Annotated in this window: 18 protein-coding genes and 1 rRNA gene; 1 reads left to right on the forward strand and 18 read right to left on the reverse strand. The window is 43.1% G+C overall.

The annotated features are described in order from the left end of the window. Nucleotide 1 precedes the first annotated feature (1 nt). The 17 genes from BSHG_RS17520 to BSHG_RS17440 form a co-directional block, all read right to left on the reverse strand. A complete protein-coding gene (locus tag BSHG_RS17520) occupies nucleotides 2-3,379 on the reverse strand; it encodes a SusC/RagA family TonB-linked outer membrane protein (protein WP_008657684.1) in 3,378 nt (1,125 codons plus the stop codon). Nucleotides 3,380-3,544: 165 nt separating this feature from the next. Next, nucleotides 3,545-4,477 carry a FecR family protein gene (locus BSHG_RS17515; RefSeq protein WP_005798453.1) on the reverse strand — a complete coding sequence of 311 codons (933 nt, stop codon included), beginning with the start codon at nucleotides 4,475-4,477 and terminating at the stop codon, nucleotides 3,545-3,547. 75 nt (nucleotides 4,478-4,552) lie between these two features. Further along, the gene (locus tag BSHG_RS17510) at nucleotides 4,553-5,131 is read right to left on the reverse strand and encodes an RNA polymerase sigma-70 factor (RefSeq protein WP_005791112.1); all 579 of its coding nucleotides are present in this window, start codon (nucleotides 5,129-5,131) and stop codon (nucleotides 4,553-4,555) included. Nucleotides 5,132-5,258: 127 nt separating this feature from the next. Beyond that, nucleotides 5,259-5,843 carry a GTP cyclohydrolase I FolE gene (gene folE / locus BSHG_RS17505; RefSeq protein WP_005791113.1) on the reverse strand — a complete coding sequence of 195 codons (585 nt, stop codon included), beginning with the start codon at nucleotides 5,841-5,843 and terminating at the stop codon, nucleotides 5,259-5,261. 2 nt (nucleotides 5,844-5,845) lie between these two features. Continuing rightward, nucleotides 5,846-6,295, reverse strand: a complete 450-nt coding sequence (locus tag BSHG_RS17500; protein ID WP_005791114.1) for an SPOR domain-containing protein — start codon at nucleotides 6,293-6,295, stop codon at nucleotides 5,846-5,848. 76 nt (nucleotides 6,296-6,371) lie between these two features. Next, nucleotides 6,372-7,127: a triose-phosphate isomerase gene (gene tpiA / locus BSHG_RS23385; protein ID WP_005791115.1), complete on the reverse strand. Its 756-nt coding sequence runs from the start codon at nucleotides 7,125-7,127 to the stop codon at nucleotides 6,372-6,374. Nucleotides 7,128-7,175: 48 nt separating this feature from the next. Continuing rightward, nucleotides 7,176-8,507, reverse strand: a complete 1,332-nt coding sequence (locus BSHG_RS23390; protein WP_008657685.1) for a BT_3928 family protein — start codon at nucleotides 8,505-8,507, stop codon at nucleotides 7,176-7,178. Continuing rightward, nucleotides 8,497-9,039 (reverse strand): DUF1599 domain-containing protein, encoded by a 543-nt coding sequence (locus BSHG_RS17485; protein WP_005791117.1) that lies wholly within the window; start codon nucleotides 9,037-9,039, stop codon nucleotides 8,497-8,499. The genes BSHG_RS23390 and BSHG_RS17485 overlap by 11 nt, the downstream gene beginning before the upstream one ends. A gap of 104 nt (nucleotides 9,040-9,143) precedes the next feature. After that, complete coding sequence (locus BSHG_RS17480; RefSeq protein ID WP_008770039.1) at nucleotides 9,144-10,025, reverse strand: M23 family metallopeptidase; 882 nt, start codon at nucleotides 10,023-10,025, stop codon at nucleotides 9,144-9,146. Nucleotides 10,026-10,047: 22 nt separating this feature from the next. After that, nucleotides 10,048-10,512 (reverse strand): nucleoside-diphosphate kinase, encoded by a 465-nt coding sequence (ndk, locus tag BSHG_RS17475; protein ID WP_008770040.1) that lies wholly within the window; start codon nucleotides 10,510-10,512, stop codon nucleotides 10,048-10,050. A 218-nt stretch (nucleotides 10,513-10,730) separates the two neighbouring features. Next, the gene (recG, locus tag BSHG_RS17470; protein WP_008657686.1) at nucleotides 10,731-12,827 is read right to left on the reverse strand and encodes an ATP-dependent DNA helicase RecG; all 2,097 of its coding nucleotides are present in this window, start codon (nucleotides 12,825-12,827) and stop codon (nucleotides 10,731-10,733) included. Then, complete coding sequence (locus BSHG_RS17465) at nucleotides 12,827-13,486, reverse strand: 2-C-methyl-D-erythritol 4-phosphate cytidylyltransferase (protein ID WP_008657687.1); 660 nt, start codon at nucleotides 13,484-13,486, stop codon at nucleotides 12,827-12,829. Before BSHG_RS17465 ends, recG begins: the two co-directional genes overlap by 1 nt. A 4-nt stretch (nucleotides 13,487-13,490) precedes the next feature. Next, nucleotides 13,491-14,042 carry a DJ-1 family glyoxalase III gene (locus BSHG_RS17460; protein WP_005791124.1) on the reverse strand — a complete coding sequence of 184 codons (552 nt, stop codon included), beginning with the start codon at nucleotides 14,040-14,042 and terminating at the stop codon, nucleotides 13,491-13,493. 71 nt (nucleotides 14,043-14,113) lie between these two features. Then, nucleotides 14,114-14,956, reverse strand: a complete 843-nt coding sequence (locus BSHG_RS17455; RefSeq protein WP_008657688.1) for a TonB family protein — start codon at nucleotides 14,954-14,956, stop codon at nucleotides 14,114-14,116. Further along, nucleotides 14,953-15,375, reverse strand: a complete 423-nt coding sequence (locus tag BSHG_RS17450) for an ExbD/TolR family protein (protein ID WP_005791127.1) — start codon at nucleotides 15,373-15,375, stop codon at nucleotides 14,953-14,955. The genes BSHG_RS17455 and BSHG_RS17450 overlap by 4 nt, the downstream gene beginning before the upstream one ends. A 70-nt stretch (nucleotides 15,376-15,445) precedes the next feature. After that, complete coding sequence (locus BSHG_RS17445; RefSeq protein WP_005791129.1) at nucleotides 15,446-16,168, reverse strand: MotA/TolQ/ExbB proton channel family protein; 723 nt, start codon at nucleotides 16,166-16,168, stop codon at nucleotides 15,446-15,448. Continuing rightward, nucleotides 16,168-16,881 (reverse strand): pyridoxine 5'-phosphate synthase, encoded by a 714-nt coding sequence (locus BSHG_RS17440; protein WP_005791132.1) that lies wholly within the window; start codon nucleotides 16,879-16,881, stop codon nucleotides 16,168-16,170. The genes BSHG_RS17445 and BSHG_RS17440 overlap by 1 nt, the downstream gene beginning before the upstream one ends. A 132-nt stretch (nucleotides 16,882-17,013) precedes the next feature. Here BSHG_RS17440 and BSHG_RS17435 point away from each other — a divergent pair, with 132 nt between their 5' ends. Beyond that, nucleotides 17,014-17,886, forward strand: coding sequence for an NAD kinase (locus BSHG_RS17435; RefSeq protein ID WP_005791134.1), 873 nt, complete (start codon nucleotides 17,014-17,016; stop codon nucleotides 17,884-17,886). A 306-nt stretch (nucleotides 17,887-18,192) separates the two neighbouring features. On the opposite strand, the gene rrf is transcribed toward BSHG_RS17435, so the two are convergent. Continuing rightward, nucleotides 18,193-18,303 (reverse strand): 5S ribosomal RNA (gene rrf / locus BSHG_RS17430). Between the last annotated feature and the right edge of the window lie 9 nt (nucleotides 18,304-18,312).

Here is an 18,312-nt window from a genome sequence, read left to right on the forward strand (position 1 = left end):
ATTAAAGTGTCACATTGATTCCAAAAGAAAAGTTTCTCATAATAGGATATACATATCCGTTAATATTAGACAGTTCCGGATCGAAATTATCGTTCAGTTTACTATACTCACAAAGATTATCACCGCTAAAGTAGACTCTCAAACGCTGAATCCCCCATGACTTAGTAAGCTTCGGACTTATCGTATAGCCCAATTGCAGATTCTTCAAACGAACATAAGCGGCATTCTGCAACCAATGATCCGATATCTGGTAATTATGATTGGCACCGGCGTAATAGCGGGGGAATGCGGCATTGGGATTCTCCGGAGTCCAATAGTCATTATGCATTTTATACGAGAAGTTATTCCAGGTAGCGTAGTACGGGTTCATCACTTCGCTCGACAGATAAAAATTTCTTTTGCCTACCCCCTGCAATAACACTCCCAGATCGAATCCTTTCCATGCGGCAGTCAGATTCAACCCGAATGTATAACGGGGAGTCGTAGTTCCCAGATATTCCAGATCATTGGGAGCCGAAATCTTTCCGTCGCCGTCTTTATCGATGTATTTAATATCTCCCACACCTGTAATGGCCTTATTGAAGGCAGCCGAATTCTTCACCTCTTCTTCAGAAGTAAAATACCCGTCCGTACGGTATCCAAAGATAGACCCCAGGGAATACCCCTGCACTTTCTGATTGACACCGGCCACAAAACCATTGTATTCTACACCATAATCCACCAGCTTATCTTTCTGATCCGACAAATTAAAACGGGCCCCGTAAGAGAAATCCTTAATCTTATCCTGCCATCCGACCGTAACTTCCCAACCTTTTACTTTAAGTTCTCCGTAGTTTCCTGTGGGCACATCGATACCTATTATACTGGGTATCTCGATGCTGACCAACATATCTTTGTTCTTCTTAATAAAATATTCACCCGTTACAGTCAAACGGTTTCTGAGGAATGCCATGTCGACAGCAATATTTTTCACCTCTACAGTTTCCCAGGTTCTGGACTCTGAAGGCAATTTCGAGATAACCGCCCATTGTCCCAATTCCGACTTAAAAGGATAATATCCATTGATGTTATAGCTGGCAATGTGGTCGTATAGCCCCAATCCATTCTGGTTACCCAATTGTCCCCACGAAGCACGCAATTTCAGATTATCAAAGATGTGCTGATTTTGCATAAACTTCTCTTCTGTGATTCTCCATCCGACAGATGCCGAAGGGAACACTCCCCACCTGTTTTTCTTTGAGAAACGGGAAGAAGCATCCGCACGGAAATTCACTTCTACCAGATATTTGGCAGCAAAAGCATAGCTTGCACGCATAAATCCGGAGAGCAACGCCCATTCATTTTCATCAGCGGCGTTCGACCATCCGTCGGTATCTCCCAGATTCAGTGCAGGCAGTTCATTGCCGACAATATTGGTACGCTTTCCCTGAAGATCTTCATACAGGTTTTCTTCGGCCGACCATCCGCCGAGGACATTGATATCATGTTTTCCAAATACCCCTTTGTATTCGGCAATCAACTGTCCGGTCAGATATTGTCGATGGGAGTTGTTCTGCGTAACCGAGTTCGGGCTTTTCTGGCCAAAAGCTGTTGAAATCAAACCATCCACTCCATATTTTCCGTAAGCTCTGCGCCATTCTTTCTTCTGTCCATCCAAAATATTGGCGCCTCCTACGGCCCGGAGAGAAAGACCTTTCACCGGTTTATACTCTAAAGTAAATACTCCCTCGATACGTTGATTGCGAGTACGCCCTTCGCCACCTTCCTTCAGAGCCTGTATCGGATTCAATTGCATACGATGCCGCGAATAATTTCCGTTGGGATCATAAACAGGCATATTGGGACCCGCTTGTATAAAGGTGATATAAGGAATCGACCAGGAACCCTCGGCAGCATGATAAAGATTCACTCCACGTGAATAGCTGATGCGACTGTCCAGTGACAGTTTGTCCTTGATCAACTCGACACTGATATTGGAACGGAGATTAATCCGGTCATAATTGTCCGGCCCATACTCAGAGAACATTCCGTTCTGATCGAGCCAACCGATAGAGAAAAGGTATTTCAAACGATCAGAAGCTTTCGAAATGGTTAAATTATGAGTTTGCTGGAAACTATGGTCCATCATCAGGTCAATCCAGTCCATATCCGAAGTGTATGTCCACTCCTTACCGTTGGGGATGGCAATCGTATTCGGATCTTTAATGGCATCGATTGCCTTTTGAGAAAAAGGAACGGCCAGTCCGGCATTGGTAAACGCGACATTGGATAATAATGCATGATCCAGTCCTGTATTGCTTTCGGGCAGACGTGTAGGAGTATTGAAAGAGAAGTTTCCGGTATACTCTACTTTCACTTTCTCCGAAGTTCCTTTCTTAGTAGTGACAAGCACGACTCCTTCCGCAGCCCTTGCACCATAGATAGCGGCAGAAGCGGCATCCTTCAAAACCGAGATTGTTTCAATATCCTGTGGGTTTACCGTATTGATATCTCCCGGCATTCCATCAATGATCACCAATGCGCCGGCACTGTTCACAGAAGTGTTGCCTCGTATCTTAAAAGAGGCAAACTCTCCGGGCTTGCCTGTACCCGAAGTTACCGTCAATCCGGATACGGTGCCTTGCAGGGCATCGGTCGCGCTGCGTATCGGACGGTTCTCGATGACATCCGCATCGACAGTCTCCACAGCACCTGTCAGATTCACTTTCTTCTGAGTTCCATAACCCACTACAACAACTTCATCCAACAACTCCGCATCTTCTTTTATCTTTATTTTCAACACCTTCCCGGGGATGACTTTTACTTCTTGTGCAGAGTAACCGATATACGAAACCACCAGCACGGCACCGGGATTTACATTCAGGGAGAAATCACCGTTGAAATCGGTTACGATACCATTGGTAGTTCCCTTCTCCAATATACTGGCGCCAATGACAGGTTCACCGGCCATATCTGTAACATTACCTTTCACCTGGATCTTATTCGCCTGTTGGGCAATTGCAGTTTGATTCTCTCTCTTATCTGATAGAATGATGTGCATGCCTTCCATCTCATAAGCAATCTTGTTTCCAAGCAACTTCTTTAAAACTTCCGAGACCGGTTTCCCCGAAACGCGGATAGAAGTACGTTCTTTCACATCAATGTTATTCGAATACATAAATAAATAATCTGTCTGATGTTCGATCTCATTAAGTATTTCTTCCAAAGGGACATTGGTTTTATGTATCGATACCCTGGCATTTTGAGAATTGACAGTACCTGCGATTGTGCTGAACACACAAAAGAAAAGTAAGAATATAGTGACTCTCATAGTTTTTAATAATTGTTTGATAGACGAATTTTTAGGTACACAAAAATCCGTGCAACGAGTATTTTTCATATCTTTGCTTTATAAATTCGATTAATATTTTTCTTTTTAGGGAAAAGAAGAATGTTTCTCCTTTTAGCTGGCAGGTATTGCAGTACCTGCCGGCTTTTTTATTTCAGGTTAGATTTAATAAGTGTTTTCCATAGGCTGCATGTATGTTTTTAAGGGTTAAACAAATTATTTTATAACGAATGTGTTTTCTTCATCATTCCGCACATATTTAAATTTCACATCTTTCTGCAAAACCCGCAACGCATATTCAATGCCGTCAGACAAGCGGAACTTAACAGTCAGCACCGGGTTATTTATTTTAGCTGCGTCAAACCGGATATGGACTCCATAATACTTTTTGAGCTCTTCCAGTATTTCAGAAAAATGTCTGTTTTTAAAGCAGATCAGTCCCTCACGCCAACGATAAATATCAAAATCAGTGATCTTCTCTACACTCATCTTGCCTCCTTTCAGCACTGCCTTATAAGAGGGTTGCAATATGAACTGGGAGTTAGCTGCCCTGACACGAACACTGCCTTCTATCAGTGCAGTCTCAAACTTCTTTGTACCTGAGTATGCTTCTACATAAAATTTAGTACCCAGTACCTCTACCTGTTCGTCATCCGGAGTATAAACAATAAAAGGTCTTCCGGTATTCCGTACGACTTCGAAATAAGCCTCTCCGTCAATCTGCACTTCCCTTTTATCATCAAAATGCTGCGAATACTCAATTCTCGTATTCGAGTTAAGCCACACCCGGCTTCCGTCGGGCAAGGTTATATTGGCCATTTGTCCCTTCAAAGTATTTACCACACTTTTAGTTGCGGGCTTCTCGGACTGATTGTTCCAGAAAAATGCCGTTCCAAAAGCAATCAACAAAACGGCGGCCACCTTCAGGCATTCAAGACTTATCTTCCGAATCAGCTGCCTGCGCTTCATCTGTTTCTCCTCAGACACAACCTGTTCTTTCAATATAATGGTATCGAAAAACTTTCGCTCACGCAAATACTCTTTCCAGTTTTCATCCGAAGCTTCAAGATATTGCCGGATTTTATGCTCTTCTTCCGGAGTAGCGTCTCCATTAAAATATCGATATAATATTTCTTTTTCTATTTTCATAAGTCGGTCTTAATTGCATTCATTATAATAACACGCCAACAATTAATCCCCCTAGTAAAAAAGTTCTTTTTATTTTTAATTTCGGGACAGAAAGTCACATAAGAAAGGAAAAAGGACAAGATAATCTTTTAAAGCAACACGCAACTCTTTGGTAGCCTTAGAGATATGAAACTCGACTCCCTTCACGGTCATTCCCATAATTTCAGCAATTTCTTTATGGGACTTGTTGTCGTAACGGCTTAAAAGAAAAATTCGGGCGGTAGTAGCAGATAAACGGGAAATAACACGATCGATAATATCCTGCACTTCACTGGCAAACAATGCATTGGGTTCACAGGCATCCAGTGTGGCAATACGATTGGACAACTCCCACTCAGAATGTGAGGCGACACGGTCAGAAACGTCATTAACCAACTGTAAATGGCGCAGATAATTGAGACATTTATTTTTTACGACAGTAAGTACATAGGCAGCCGGATTGATTTCCGGAGTCATATGATCTCGATTCTCCCAATAAGCCATCAGAGACTCCATAACAATATCTTCCGCCACAACTTCGTCACGGGTATAAGTCCATGCAAATCGGATAAACCGATGTTGATTCTCGGTAAAGAACTTATTAAATGAAGCTAAATCATTGATAGTAGCTGACATAGATTTTTGCTACGAAGTATTACTTACTGCGGCAAAAATAGATAACTATAACTATATAACCAAACTAAAATATAAGTAATTGAAATAAATAGTTATTATTCTGTATAATATCAAAACTCCGAGTTTATCATCTCTGGCGGATCAGGTTCATAAACTCTTCACGGGTCTTAGCCTGATTAAAAGCTCCTGTAAAGTCGGAAGTAGTAGTTACGGAATTCTGTTTTTCCACTCCGCGCATCTGCATACACATATGCTTGGCTTCCACCACGACCATTACGCCCAGCGGATTCAACGTTTCCTGAATACACTCTTTAATTTGCAGCGTCATCCGTTCCTGCACTTGCAGCCGATGAGAGAAAATATCGACCACACGGGCTATTTTACTTAATCCGGTGATATATCCGTTAGGTATATAAGCTACATGAGCTTTGCCATAGAAAGGCAACATGTGGTGTTCGCAAAGTGAGAAGAAATCTATATCCTTCACAATCACCATCTGACTGTACTCTTCCTGAAACTTGGCAGAACGAAGAACTTCATGCGGGTCCATGTGGTAGCCTTTGGTCAAGGTCAACATGGCTTTAGCTACACGTTCGGGAGTTTTTAATAATCCTTCCCGTTCAGCATCTTCGCCCAACAAAGTAATTATACTGCGATAGTGATTCTTTAAATCTTCCAAAGCCGGAGAAATGATTTCTTCTTTTTCTAACATGATTACAGAGGAATATTAATTTGATCTTTAACAATAGAGACTTCTTTAAACACACCGGTTGCTTTCAGCTTACGCATCATGGCATCAGCTTCTTCGATGCTGCGAAAATCACCGACTCTACACAACCACCGGGGAGGATTGAAAGAAGTATAAACCGAAAGTTCGGGAAAGTACTCCTTGACACGGGTACCTACCTGATGGGCTTCATTCTTGGCCTGGCGGGTATTATTACCGGCATAAGCCTGCACCCGATAACCGGACGACTTTATAACAGTCTGCTCTCCTGTGCCGGTGCGGGCAGTTCCCAGCAAAGCTTCGATGCGGGAATCCTGATGAATAGTTACTTTCCCTTGCCCCGGTACATTACGTTCCAGACTTTTCACGATATTGCTTTGAGCCCGGACAACCGCAGCACAAACAAACAAGAACAAAAGTAAACCCAGTTTCTTCATAAATTTATAAGATTGAGAATTGGGGTATTAAAAACCGGCAAATTACTATTCTCCGGCTTTTAACCCCCAATTTTAATTAATTGAATGCGTCAATGATACCTTTGAAGTCAGCAACTTTCAGGGCAGCACCACCGATCAGACCACCGTCAACATCAGGATTAGCAAACAGTTCTTTAGCATTAGAAGGTTTGCAGCTACCACCATAAAGGATTGAAGTGTTGTCAGCGATTTCTTTTCCGTATTTCTCAGCAACAGCCGAACGGATGAACGCATGGATTTCCTGAGCCTGAGCAGGAGAAGCTGTTTTACCGGTACCGATAGCCCAAACCGGTTCGTAAGCCAGAACGATCTTAGAGAAATCTTCTGCCGAAAGATCGAATACAGATGCCAACTGAGCAGCAACAACCTCGTTCTGTTTGTTAGCCTCGCGTTCTTCCAGAACCTCACCGATACAGAAAATCGGAGTCAGACCATTTGCCAAAGCCAGTTTCACTTTGTCCTTCAGGATCTCAACCGTTTCACCGTAGTAAGCACGACGTTCCGAGTGACCCAGAATAACGTATTTAGCACCGGTAGAAGCTACCATAGCAGCCGATACTTCACCTGTATAAGCTCCGGATTCTTTGTCAGCACAGTTCTCAGCACCTACACCGATCTTAGCTGCATCTACCAAAGGAGTAACAGAAGCAAGGTGAATAAACGGAGTACAGATAATGACATCACAGTTAGGCTTTTCGTTAGCCAAAGCTTCATTCAGTTCTTTTGCAAGAGCAATACCCTCCTGAAGGGTTTTGTTCATTTTCCAGTTTCCTGCAACAATGTTCTTTCTCATTTTGTTTTTTATTAAAAGGGTTAATAAATTTTCAATTCTATTATTCATCTACGCCTCAGAAGAGGATTTTGAATTTTCGACAGCTTTTTCAGCAGCTCTTTTCCGCCTCTTTTCCAAACGCTTCACCACCAATATATCGACACCGAGAACCATCAATAAAGGAATAGCAAACCAAAGGAGCACATACCCAATCGTATGCACATCACTTTCTTCTTTCTGTTTTCCCAATTCCAGATTCTCCAGTTTGTCAGTCAAAGCATATTCGTCGGGCAGCTCACTATCACTCCATTTATTAAGGATAGTACCTTCTTTAATCAACATCAATCCGGGGTTGGAACGTATCATTGTTTTCAACGTAATATCATCCATCAGGCAGAAAGGGTATTCCGCACCTGTTTTATCTTTCCATTGTTCTATCTGATCATCCAACGAAGAAGTCAGGCAGTAAAAGCGATATCCGTGTTCCACCGCATAGTCGTAAATCTCATTGATCAGGTCGATATTACTGTCATCGGCCTCTTCAATGCGATGAGCCACCAATAAGAACGTATAGTTTTTATCAGACAATACCTCCTCTGTAATATCTTCACCCGTTTCAAGATTGGTCATCGAGAAATCGTGAATAGAAGGTTCATAGCCCTTTTCTTTTACAATGGTCCGTGCTTCAATGAATTTCCAGGTACTATCCGGATAATTCTCCAAAGAAAATTCTTTCTTCTCGCCATTTTTTTCCAGTACAAACACACTCTCGTACACCGTAGGCTTTGCTCCTTCCGGAACATCCATACCTTCCGGAATGTTTTTTCCTATTTTATAAGGACGGAAATCTAATATCGGCAAGTTTCCCAAACAATAAAACGAAAGTGCAAACACATATAGAAAAGTATATAGAGATACGAGCCATTCCATTTTGGCACTGATAAAGCGAATCATCTGATGCTTCCACCTAAAAACGGAAATTGCAGCTATCAACAAAATAATGTTCTTCCAGAACGTTTGCCAGTTGGTCAAGACCCATGCATCACCAAAACAGCCGCAGTCAGACACCGGATTAGCTAAAGCCAGATACAGGGTCAGCGGTGTCATAAAAATCATCAGCAACAAAGCCAACCATGTAGCAGTCGTTTTCCGGATGCCAAAAAACAAAAAGATACCTACCGAAAATTCAATGGCTGATAAAACAATACCCGCCAGCAATGGAAAAAAAGCCGGGAGCCATGTCCCCATACCGAAAGCATCAAGGTAGTCTTGTATTTTATACTCCGAACCCAATGGATCGACCGCCTTCGCAAATCCTGAAAAGATAAACACCCCTGCCAGCGCAAAGCGGCACAGGTTAGTCCATACTTTCTGAATAATATGTAGTTCTCTATCCTTCAAATTCTATCTTAATCAATCCGAAAACAGAATAGTTAATCATATCCATATAATTGGCATCAATGCCTTCCGAAACCAATGTCTGACCGGCAAGACTCTCAATCTGCTTGGTACGGTAAATCTTCATCAATATCAAATCGGTATATGAGCTGATGCGCATACTCCGCCATGCTTCATCGTAATCGTGATTCTTGGCAAGCATCAATTCCAATGCTTCCTTCGCATGCTTGTCATAAAGAGCCAATGCCTCTTCCACTGTAATATCAGCAGACTCTGCATATCCCAGTTCCAACTGTATCAACCCAACAATACCATAGTTGACAATAGCGATAAACTCGGAACGGATTCCCTCATCGACAAGAGTCACCCCCTTTACTTCAATGCTGCGAATACGATTGGCCTTGATAAATATTTGGTCGGTCACGGAAGCAGGACGCAAAATACGCCATGCAGGACCGTAATCATGCAGTTTTTTAGAGAATAGGTCACGGCATAAAGCAATGACATGTTCAAATTGTTGCTTGGTATCTTTCATTTCCTTACAAATAGTGTGCAAAGGTAACAATAATTAAAGTAAAAAGAAAAGAGGGCACTCTAAATTATATTAAAGTGCCCTCTTCCGACTATGTAGTATAACTATTATGAACAGCGCAATACTTGACCCGGACGAAGTGTGGTCTTTGTAGTAATACGATTCAACTTACAAAGTGTGCTGACGGAAACGCCACGCAATTTAGCAATTCGGGACAAACTGTCGCCTTTCTTCACCTTGTAATATCTGATTTCACCGTCCGATGCTATATTAGTATCGTGAGAACCGGCTCTGTTACGTTCGTAACCTCTTGTTTTTCTGAACGTATATGTATCTGCAACAATATCCTGTTTCGGGAAGTCAAACATCAATGCCGGATTGATGGCAATACCCAGGAAACGTGTTTCAAAATGGAGGTGAGATCCTGTCGAACGACCGGTGTTTCCACCCAAAGCGATCGGCTCCCCGGCTTTCACTAACTGATTTTCCTCTACCAACTGTTTAGATAAGTGGCCATATACAGTTTCCAGACCATTGTCATGACGAATAACGACATATTTACCATATCCTCTACGCTCGTATTTCACAATACGTACCTTTCCGTCAAAAGCTGCGACAATGGTATCGCCAATATTCACTTTGATATCAAGTCCGTTGTGCATTCTTCTCCAACGGGGACCGAAAGGAGATGTAATACGGGTACTCGGAGTAGGCATATGGAAGCCAGTCAGATCGATCGTATAAGAATCGGGAATAATAGCATCCTTTCCGTAAGCATGTACGTACTGGTTGTTCCAATTAGGATATAGACTCAACGCAGGATATTCAGATTGTTCTGCACGGATCTGTTTCTGCAATGCTAATGAATCTACACTTTTTAATTTTCTGTCAATCGGTGCCTGACGGGCAATCAAATCCTGAGAAAAAGAATTCAGGCTGACCATAGCCGCAGCGGCAATCATTACTGTTTTAATGCAATTGAAATTCATTCGTCTTGTTAATTCAATTCAATCAATATTCGTCATTCGCATACAGGTAATCAAAAGTAGCCTGCTTGTAATCGAATATTTCTTCCGGTTTAAAGAATCTGTTTAATTCGACAGCTGCGGTTTCAGGCGAATCAGAGGTATGAACAATGTTTTCTTGAAAACTCATACTGTAATCTCCGCGAATGGTCCCCGGCGCTGCCAGACGTCCGTTGGTTGGTCCCGCCAATGCACGAACGGCTTGAATAGCATCCACACCTTCAAAACAACAAACGATAACGGGAGCCGTCATCATGGAATCTTTCACTCGCTGAAAGAATGGTTTCGAACTAAGGTGTGAATAATGCTCACTTAACACTTCATCAGTCAACTGCACCATCTTCATTCCTGCCAAACGCAATCCTTTACGCTCAAAACGACGAGTGATCTCGCCAACCAGCCCCCGCTGAAGGGTACAAGGTTTCAGAATGACTAATGTTTTTTCCATCATAACGTACAGTTTCAAAAGGTTAAAGTGCTCATTTATTTAAAAATTCCCCCAAAGATAGCATTTCCAGACGAAACAGAAGGCATGTTCTTAACTATTTTTTATAAGAGCAAGGCATGGAATTAAAGAAATATTTCTCCAAACAACCGTAAATAAAGGGAATAAGAGAAAATATGTTATGCAACATATTTATGTAAAAAAGCTACATGTTTAACCGTTTTTCAACTAATAGCAGCCCAGTTAACATTCGTCTTGCGCAATGCTCTCAACTGTTGCCACAAAATCGCATTCTCCGGTAATACTCCGCCAGGATCGGCATCTGTTATTTCTTCAGCAATAGTGCGCACATATTGCAAAAGCTGTCCGTCACGGGCTATGTCCGCGATCTTCAGGTCGAAAGCAATGCCACTTTGTTGCGTACCCTCCAAGTCCCCGGGACCGCGTAGTTTAAGATCTGCCTCGGCTATTTCAAATCCGTCATTGGTGCGCACCATAATTTCAAGCCGCTTCCGGGTCTCTTCGGTAAGTTTATACGTAGTAACTAAAATACAATAAGACTGATCAGCTCCACGCCCCACTCGCCCACGTAGCTGATGTAACTGGGATAGTCCGAAACGTTCGGCATTCTCGATAATCATCACCGAAGCATTGGGCACATTCACACCGACTTCAATTACTGTGGTGGCTACCATGATCTGCGCATCACCCGAAATAAAAAGTTGCATCTGTGCATCCTTCTCAGCAGGCTTCATCTTGCCATGCACTTTGCAGACCTTACAGTCGGGGAACTCTTCACAGATATGCAGATATCCTTCTTCAAGATTCTTTAGATCAATCTTTTCACTCTCTTTAATCAGTGGATAAACAATATAAACCTGACGGCCTTCCTCTATCTGTTTCCGTACCGAACGATACAAACTTTCTCTACGGTTATCAAACTGGTGAATCGTAGCAATCGGTTTACGGCCGGGAGGTAATTCGTCTATAACCGAAACATCCAGATCACCATAAAGTGTCATAGCCAATGTACGTGGGATCGGAGTAGCAGTCATAACCAACACATGAGGTGGCTGAACACTTTTACTCCACAGGCGGGCACGTTGTGCCACTCCAAAGCGGTGTTGTTCGTCGATGACAGCCAATCCCAGCGAAGCAAAATTTACAGTATCTTCAATCACGGCATGGGTACCTATCAAGATGTGCACATCTCCGGTCAGGAGTCCCGCAAGAATAGCTTCCCGTTTCTTGCCTTTTACCGAGCCTGTCAGCAACTCCACCCTTACATCCATTCCAAACAACAGTTCTCTGATGGTATCGTAATGTTGGTTAGCCAAAATTTCGGTAGGCGCCATCATGCAAGCCTGAAATCCATTATCCAGTGCCATCAACATGCTCATCAATGCCACCAATGTTTTTCCACTTCCAACGTCTCCCTGCAATAGCCGGTTCATTTGCTTTCCACACCCTACGTCTTGTCTGATCTCCCTTAAAACTCTCTTTTGAGCGCCTGTCAATTCGAAAGGGAGATTCTTTGAATAGAACGTATTAAAAGTCTCTCCTACCGTTTCAAAAACATAGCCGCGATATTTGCGTTGCCGGTCTTTGGCATACCGCAAAATATTGAGTTGTACGTAGAAGAGTTCTTCAAACTTAAGACGATATTGTGCTTTTCGCAACAATTCCGGATTAGAAGGAAAATGAATATTCCGCAATGCATCCGTCAAAGACATCAAATGATGATCGGCAATCAGTTTAGGTGAAAGTGTTTCGGACAAAGGCTCCTGAATCTGTCCGATAACGGTTGCCATCATTTTTTCAATCGCATGGGAGTTAAGAAAGCTGCGCTTCATCTTCTCCGTCGTATTATAATAGGGCTGAAGCCCCATTGACGACAATTTCAGATCGGCGGGACTATCTATATCGGGATGGGCTACATTGATTCTTCCGTTAAACACCGTTGGCTTACCGAAAACAATGTATTCTTCATGAAGTTTATATTTATTGGTAACATACTTTATACCTTGAAACCACACCAGGTCAACCACTCCCGTACCATCCGAAAAATGCGCCAACAGCCTCCTCTGACGTCCTTCACCAAATGTTTCGAATCCTAATATCTTCCCTTTCAATTGTATATACGGCATATTTCCATCTATTTCATGAATGTAATAGATGCGACTCCGGTCTACATATTTATAAGGGAAATAATAGAGCAGGTCATGCAATGAATAAATCTCCAGCTCTTTATTCAAAACCGCAGCTTTCTGCGGGCCGACACCGGATAAGTACTTTATGTCTCGTGTAGTTAAATCGAACATTACAACAAGGCTGAAGCTACTTTCAAATCAAAAGGAGTAGTTATTTTTATATTTTCACGATTCCCCTCCACCAGGTAGACAGGAACACCCATGGCTTCCACCACCGAAGCATCATCTGTAAAAAAGGGAGTAAATTCCTGTTCATAAGCTCTCTTCAGCAGATCTGCATCGAACACCTGGGGAGTCTGCACTAATTTATAGTCATTACGGCTTACGGTTTCACTGCCCGATTCGGTGAGATGACGCACAGTTTCTACCACATCAATGACGGGTATGACGGCTTTTCGGACTACTGCTTCCCGGAAGCAGCGGGCAATCACTTCCTGTGAAACGAAAGGACGGACACCATCATGTATTCCCACTACACCGATACCGTTCACAAGAGCCAATCCATTCTTGACCGAATGGAAACGTGTTTCACCTCCATCGGCAATCTGATGTTTAATATCAAAGCCATGCTCTTCACAAAGTTCACGCCAAAAGTCCTGTTGCTCCCGAGGTAATACAAGAATAATCTGCATTTTTTCATCGAAACGGTGAAAAGCTTCCAGCGTACGCATCAATACAGGTTTACCACCGATGGGAAGAAACTGTTTGGGAAGTTCGCTCCCCATACGGAGTCCCTTCCCTCCGGCTACAATCAAAGCAGTCCGACACATAAGCTTAACGTCTTACGCACATAGCCTCTACCAGTTCGTTCACTTTTTCTTTGCCCAACAATGTATCCACAATAGTCAATGCAAACTCCATGGCAGCTCCCGGTCCCATCCCGGTAATAATATTACCATCTCTTACAACCGGTTCGTTAGTGCAGTCCGCCCCATCCAGATATTGTTCGAAACTGGGGTAACAAGTAACTCTGCGTCCTTTCAGGAGTCCCAGTTTCCCAAGTACCATCGGAGCAGCACAAATGGCTGCAATAGGCTTGTTTTTCTCTGCAAAACTAAGAATTAATTTACGCAACCCTTCATGTTTGTCCAAAGTGGCAGCTCCCGGCATACCTCCGGGTAAAAACAGCAGCTCAGCATCAAAGAAGTCACAATTTTCAAAATTCTTATCGCAAAGCACAGATACGTCATGCGCTCCGACTACAATCTCGTCCGGAGTAACAGATACTATTTCGACATCTAAACCTGCGCGTCTCAATGTATCAATTGTAGTAAGCGCTTCAATTTCTTCAAATCCATCTGCGAAAAATGCATAAACAGTTCCCATAATCTATATCATTTAGATGTTACAAACTTAAAGCGCCCGGCCTTTTAAGGGTGCGGCACCCTAAGCATTAATTATTTCAAATTAAAATAATAAGTAATTGTTCCCGTCTGGTTGTTTACTCCGTCCACAGCATTAAAACGAGCCTTCTTAGCCGCATCTTCAGCTGCCTTACGTAAAGTCGAATTTACCGTATTTGTCAATCGGTTGATGCTCGTAGCAATCACATGACCGGCAGGGTTTACCGTGATAGAAACAACGACACGTCCCTCTTCCTGAACATTGTATACCGGACGAGGCAAACCACCTTCTCCTATAGAACGTCCTCCAAGATTAAATGTTCCATACCCTCCGACTCCGGATTTTGCTCCGGTCGAAGAATTACCGTCTTTACTTCCTTCGACTCCTTCTCCTGAAGTAGCCGTACCTTTACTTCCCCCCATTTGCGAACCTTTACCAAAAGCACCGGCCACTCGTTTACTGGCAGCTTCCGCTGCAGCCTTACGTTCACGTTCCGCCTTTTCCTCGGCAAGCTTTTTAGCTTCGGCAGCTTTTTCTTCGGGAGTTTTCTCAAGTTTCTTTGCCACTTTCGGTTTTTCCTTCTTAGGTTCGGCCTTAGGCTTTACCACAACCGTTTCTTCTTCGGTCTGAGTAATCATTTCCTGTTCAGTCTCCACTTCCGGTTCGGGCTGCGGAGCCGGCACTTCTTCCGGCAAAACCTCCACGTCCACCATGGTAGAAGGATCATAGTTTCCATAAGCAGCATCCACATCTCCCATCATAACAGGTACTCCCCCGGCTTCTTCGTCCGGATGCGGGATAGCAAAACTTACGAGAATCAAAAGAGCAATAATAGCCACATGCACCAACAATGCACCCAACGCCCCTATATATTCACTCTTTCTTTTTATGTTCATTTCTTCTTTGTTTCCGGCGGGCGTGTAGCCAACACCATTTTAAAATGATTCTCATTAGCGATGTTCAGCACTTTAACGATTTCGCGATAAGGCACAGTTTCATCTGCATAGAGAGCAACATACATCTCAGGTTCTTTATCCGCACAACTTTGGAGGAATGGAGTTAACTCTTCCAATCCCAAAGCATGCTCTTTTTCATTACCAAACGCTGCATAATAGTTCAGGTCCTTATCAATAATAACCCTTGTCAACGGCTTGGCCGAAGTTTGCTGTTTCCCCTGTGGCAACAACACTTTAATCGCATTGGGCGACACAACAGTTGAGGTTATCATAAAAAAGATAAGCAACAGGAATATGACATCCGTCATAGATGCCATACTAAAGTTGGGTGATATTTTTGCTCGACGCTTTAATGCCATAAAATAATTCTTCAAGATGCCAATCTGTCAATGTGCTAATTGGCTACGCACTTTATTTTATCTCAGCACTTTATTTCTGTGCAGGTTCATTAAGCAAATCCATAAACTCCATAGTTCTGGATTCCATCTTATTGACCACTCGGTCTACCAACATCACCAGGTAGTTGTAAGCAAACATAGCAATAATACCCACAATCAAACCACCCACAGTAGTAATCATGGCTTCATAAATACCTCCTGAAAGCAATGTTATGTCTATGTTACCGCTTCCGGCATTCGCCATTTCGTAAAATGCCCGTACCATACCGGTTACCGTACCCAGGAAGCCAAGCATCGGTGCACCACCGGAAATGGTAGCCATTACCGTCAGTCCTTTCTCTAACTTGGCCACCTCTATATTTCCCACATTTTCAATAGCAACCTGCACATCATTTACCGGACGTCCCAAACGGCTGATACCTTTCTCAATCATGCGGGCTGAAGGAGTATTTATCGTACGACAGTAATTAATGGCCGATTTTATCTCCCCACTATGGATATAATCTTTAATCTTCTCCATAAACATCGGATCTTCTTTACCGGCTTTCCGAATCATATAGTTACGTTCGAACAGAATGTAGAAACAGACAACAGACAGTACGGCCAGTACAATCATAATCCATCCACCCTTGATAGCCATATCAAGCATATTCATTTCTGCCGGTGCAGATACAGGAGTCAATACAGGATTGGCCGATGCAACGGAGTCAGCCAGATTGGTAGCCACTTGGGCTAATAGTAGCATTGCATTCATTAGCGAAGACAGTTTTTATATTCTTGGATGGTACGTTCCAGTCCCAGATACAGTGCATCGCTTATCAAAGCATGACCGATAGAGACTTCGTCCAACCAAGGTATGTTTTTATAAAAATAATTCAGATTCAATAAACTCAAGTCATGACCGGCATTCAGACCGATCCCCAATCTACGTGCCGCTTTTGCCGCTTCAACAAAAGGAGCAACAGCCGCAGCCGGATCTTTCGGATAGGCAGTAGCATAGGGCTCGGTATATAATTCTACCCGATCGGCACCTGCTTTCGCAGCATATTCAATCATTTCCGCATCGGGTGCCACAAATACGGATGTACGGATACCTGCCCCGTTAAATTCATCCAATACTTCTGTCAGGAAATCAAAGTTAACCTTGGTATCCCATCCCGAATTAGAAGTTATCTGAGAAGGATCATCCGGAACCAAAGTCACCTGATGAGGTTTCACCTTCAACACCAAGTCAATAAACTCAGGAGAAGGATATCCTTCAATATTAAATTCGGTCCGAAGCAACGGACGCAAATCATACACATCCGAACGACGGATATGGCGTTCATCCGGACGGGGGTGAACCGTTATTCCGTCAGCACCGAAACTCTCACAATCCAACGCCACCTTAACCACGTTCGGAACATTTCCCCCACGGGCATTCCGAAGGGTAGCCACTTTGTTTATGTTCACACTTAATTTAGTCATAGTTCTATGTCTTAATATAATACGGAGCTTTTACCCATATGTTTTGCGCAAAAGTACAAATATTAGCGATAAGATAACAGCAATACCGAAAAAAAATCCCAAATTTGCGACATACTAGAAACTTTTATCAACATGAAATTTGCCATTTTCGGAAATACATACCAAGCTAAGAAGTCCTCACATGCTGCCACCCTGTTCAAATTACTCGAGAAACATGGAGCTGAAATCTGCGTATGCAGGGAGTTTCATCGTTTTCTGAAGTCCGATTTAAAACTGAACGTTAAGGCAGATGATTTGTTCGATGAAAACAATTTTGATGCCGACATGGTGATCAGCATTGGCGGTGACGGCACTTTTCTGAAGGCAGCACGCCGTGTAGGCAATAAAGGAATCCCTATTTTAGGCATCAATACCGGACGATTAGGGTTTCTGGCAGATGTATCTCCGGAAGAAATGGAAGAAACGATTGAAGAGGTTTATCAGAACCATTATACTGTTGAGGAACGAAGTGTACTCCAGTTACTTTGTGACGATAAACATTTACAAAATTCGCCTTATGCTCTCAATGAAATAGCCATTCTGAAACGAGACAGTTCATCAATGATCAGTATCCGTACGGCAATCAACGGGGCACATCTCACTACTTATCAAGCAGACGGTTTGATTATTGCTACTCCAACAGGCTCTACTGCCTATTCATTAAGCGTAGGTGGCCCTATTATCGTTCCACACTCCAAAACGATTGCAATCACTCCTGTCGCCCCACACAGTTTAAATGTAAGGCCTATAGTAATCTGTGATGACTGGGAAATTACTTTAGATGTAGAAAGCCGTAGTCATAACTTTCTGGTAGCAATAGACGGTAGCAGTGAAACCTGTAAAGAGACTACTCGTCTCACTATCCGTAGAGCAGACTATAGCATTAAGGTGGTGAAACGCTTTAACCACATCTTTTTCGATACCTTGCGTACCAAAATGATGTGGGGGGCTGACAGTAGAGTGTAAAACAGCTCACAAAAGTACCTTCCTTACATCCCTCTACTCTTACGACACATTTTTTCCTATATAAAACCCATTCATTCGCTTGAATCTCCTCTTTTGCAAGGCTCCGTGCCCCCAAGGATGCGGAGATACCCACCTCTTCCAATAACCGTTATATAGGACAAGAAAAGGCTATCGGATTTCCCATAGCCATCTCCATTAAGAAAGTGTTATCCGGAGGGCAGCCTGGCGCTCCCTTTCCTCCGCCCCCCGTATAAAACAAGTCATCCCCTCCGGTCTTTCGACCGAAGGGGATGAACCATCTGAAAAAAACGGCGACTACCTACTCTCCCACTGTTACGCAGTACCATCGGCGTGATCAGGCTTAACTTCTCTGTTCGGAATGGGAAGAGGTGGAACCCTGATGCTATAGTCACCTGAATAAGGCAG

The sequence above is a fragment of the Bacteroides sp. 3_2_5 genome, assembly GCF_000159855.2.
In the GTDB taxonomy this organism is placed as follows: Bacteria; Bacteroidota; Bacteroidia; order Bacteroidales; family Bacteroidaceae; genus Bacteroides; species Bacteroides fragilis.

Coding starts and splice junctions, on each gene's coding strand:
- BSHG_RS17520 (WP_008657684.1), bottom strand. CDS start 3,379: ATGAAAAATACTCGTTGCACGGATTTTTGTGTACCTAAAAATTCGTCT.
- BSHG_RS17515 (WP_005798453.1), bottom strand. CDS start 4,477: ATGAAAATAGAAAAAGAAATATTATATCGATATTTTAATGGAGACGCT.
- BSHG_RS17510 (WP_005791112.1), bottom strand. CDS start 5,131: ATGTCAGCTACTATCAATGATTTAGCTTCATTTAATAAGTTCTTTACC.
- folE (WP_005791113.1), bottom strand. CDS start 5,843: ATGTTAGAAAAAGAAGAAATCATTTCTCCGGCTTTGGAAGATTTAAAG.
- BSHG_RS17500 (WP_005791114.1), bottom strand. CDS start 6,295: ATGAAGAAACTGGGTTTACTTTTGTTCTTGTTTGTTTGTGCTGCGGTT.
- tpiA (WP_005791115.1), bottom strand. CDS start 7,127: ATGAGAAAGAACATTGTTGCAGGAAACTGGAAAATGAACAAAACCCTT.
- BSHG_RS17485 (WP_005791117.1), bottom strand. CDS start 9,039: ATGAAAGATACCAAGCAACAATTTGAACATGTCATTGCTTTATGCCGT.
- BSHG_RS17480 (WP_008770039.1), bottom strand. CDS start 10,025: ATGAATTTCAATTGCATTAAAACAGTAATGATTGCCGCTGCGGCTATG.
- ndk (WP_008770040.1), bottom strand. CDS start 10,512: ATGATGGAAAAAACATTAGTCATTCTGAAACCTTGTACCCTTCAGCGG.
- recG (WP_008657686.1), bottom strand. CDS start 12,827: ATGTTCGATTTAACTACACGAGACATAAAGTACTTATCCGGTGTCGGC.
- BSHG_RS17465 (WP_008657687.1), bottom strand. CDS start 13,486: ATGTGTCGGACTGCTTTGATTGTAGCCGGAGGGAAGGGACTCCGTATG.
- BSHG_RS17460 (WP_005791124.1), bottom strand. CDS start 14,042: ATGGGAACTGTTTATGCATTTTTCGCAGATGGATTTGAAGAAATTGAA.
- BSHG_RS17455 (WP_008657688.1), bottom strand. CDS start 14,956: ATGAACATAAAAAGAAAGAGTGAATATATAGGGGCGTTGGGTGCATTG.
- BSHG_RS17450 (WP_005791127.1), bottom strand. CDS start 15,375: ATGGCATTAAAGCGTCGAGCAAAAATATCACCCAACTTTAGTATGGCA.
- BSHG_RS17445 (WP_005791129.1), bottom strand. CDS start 16,168: ATGAATGCAATGCTACTATTAGCCCAAGTGGCTACCAATCTGGCTGAC.
- BSHG_RS17440 (WP_005791132.1), bottom strand. CDS start 16,881: ATGACTAAATTAAGTGTGAACATAAACAAAGTGGCTACCCTTCGGAAT.
- BSHG_RS17435 (WP_005791134.1), top strand. CDS start 17,014: ATGAAATTTGCCATTTTCGGAAATACATACCAAGCTAAGAAGTCCTCA.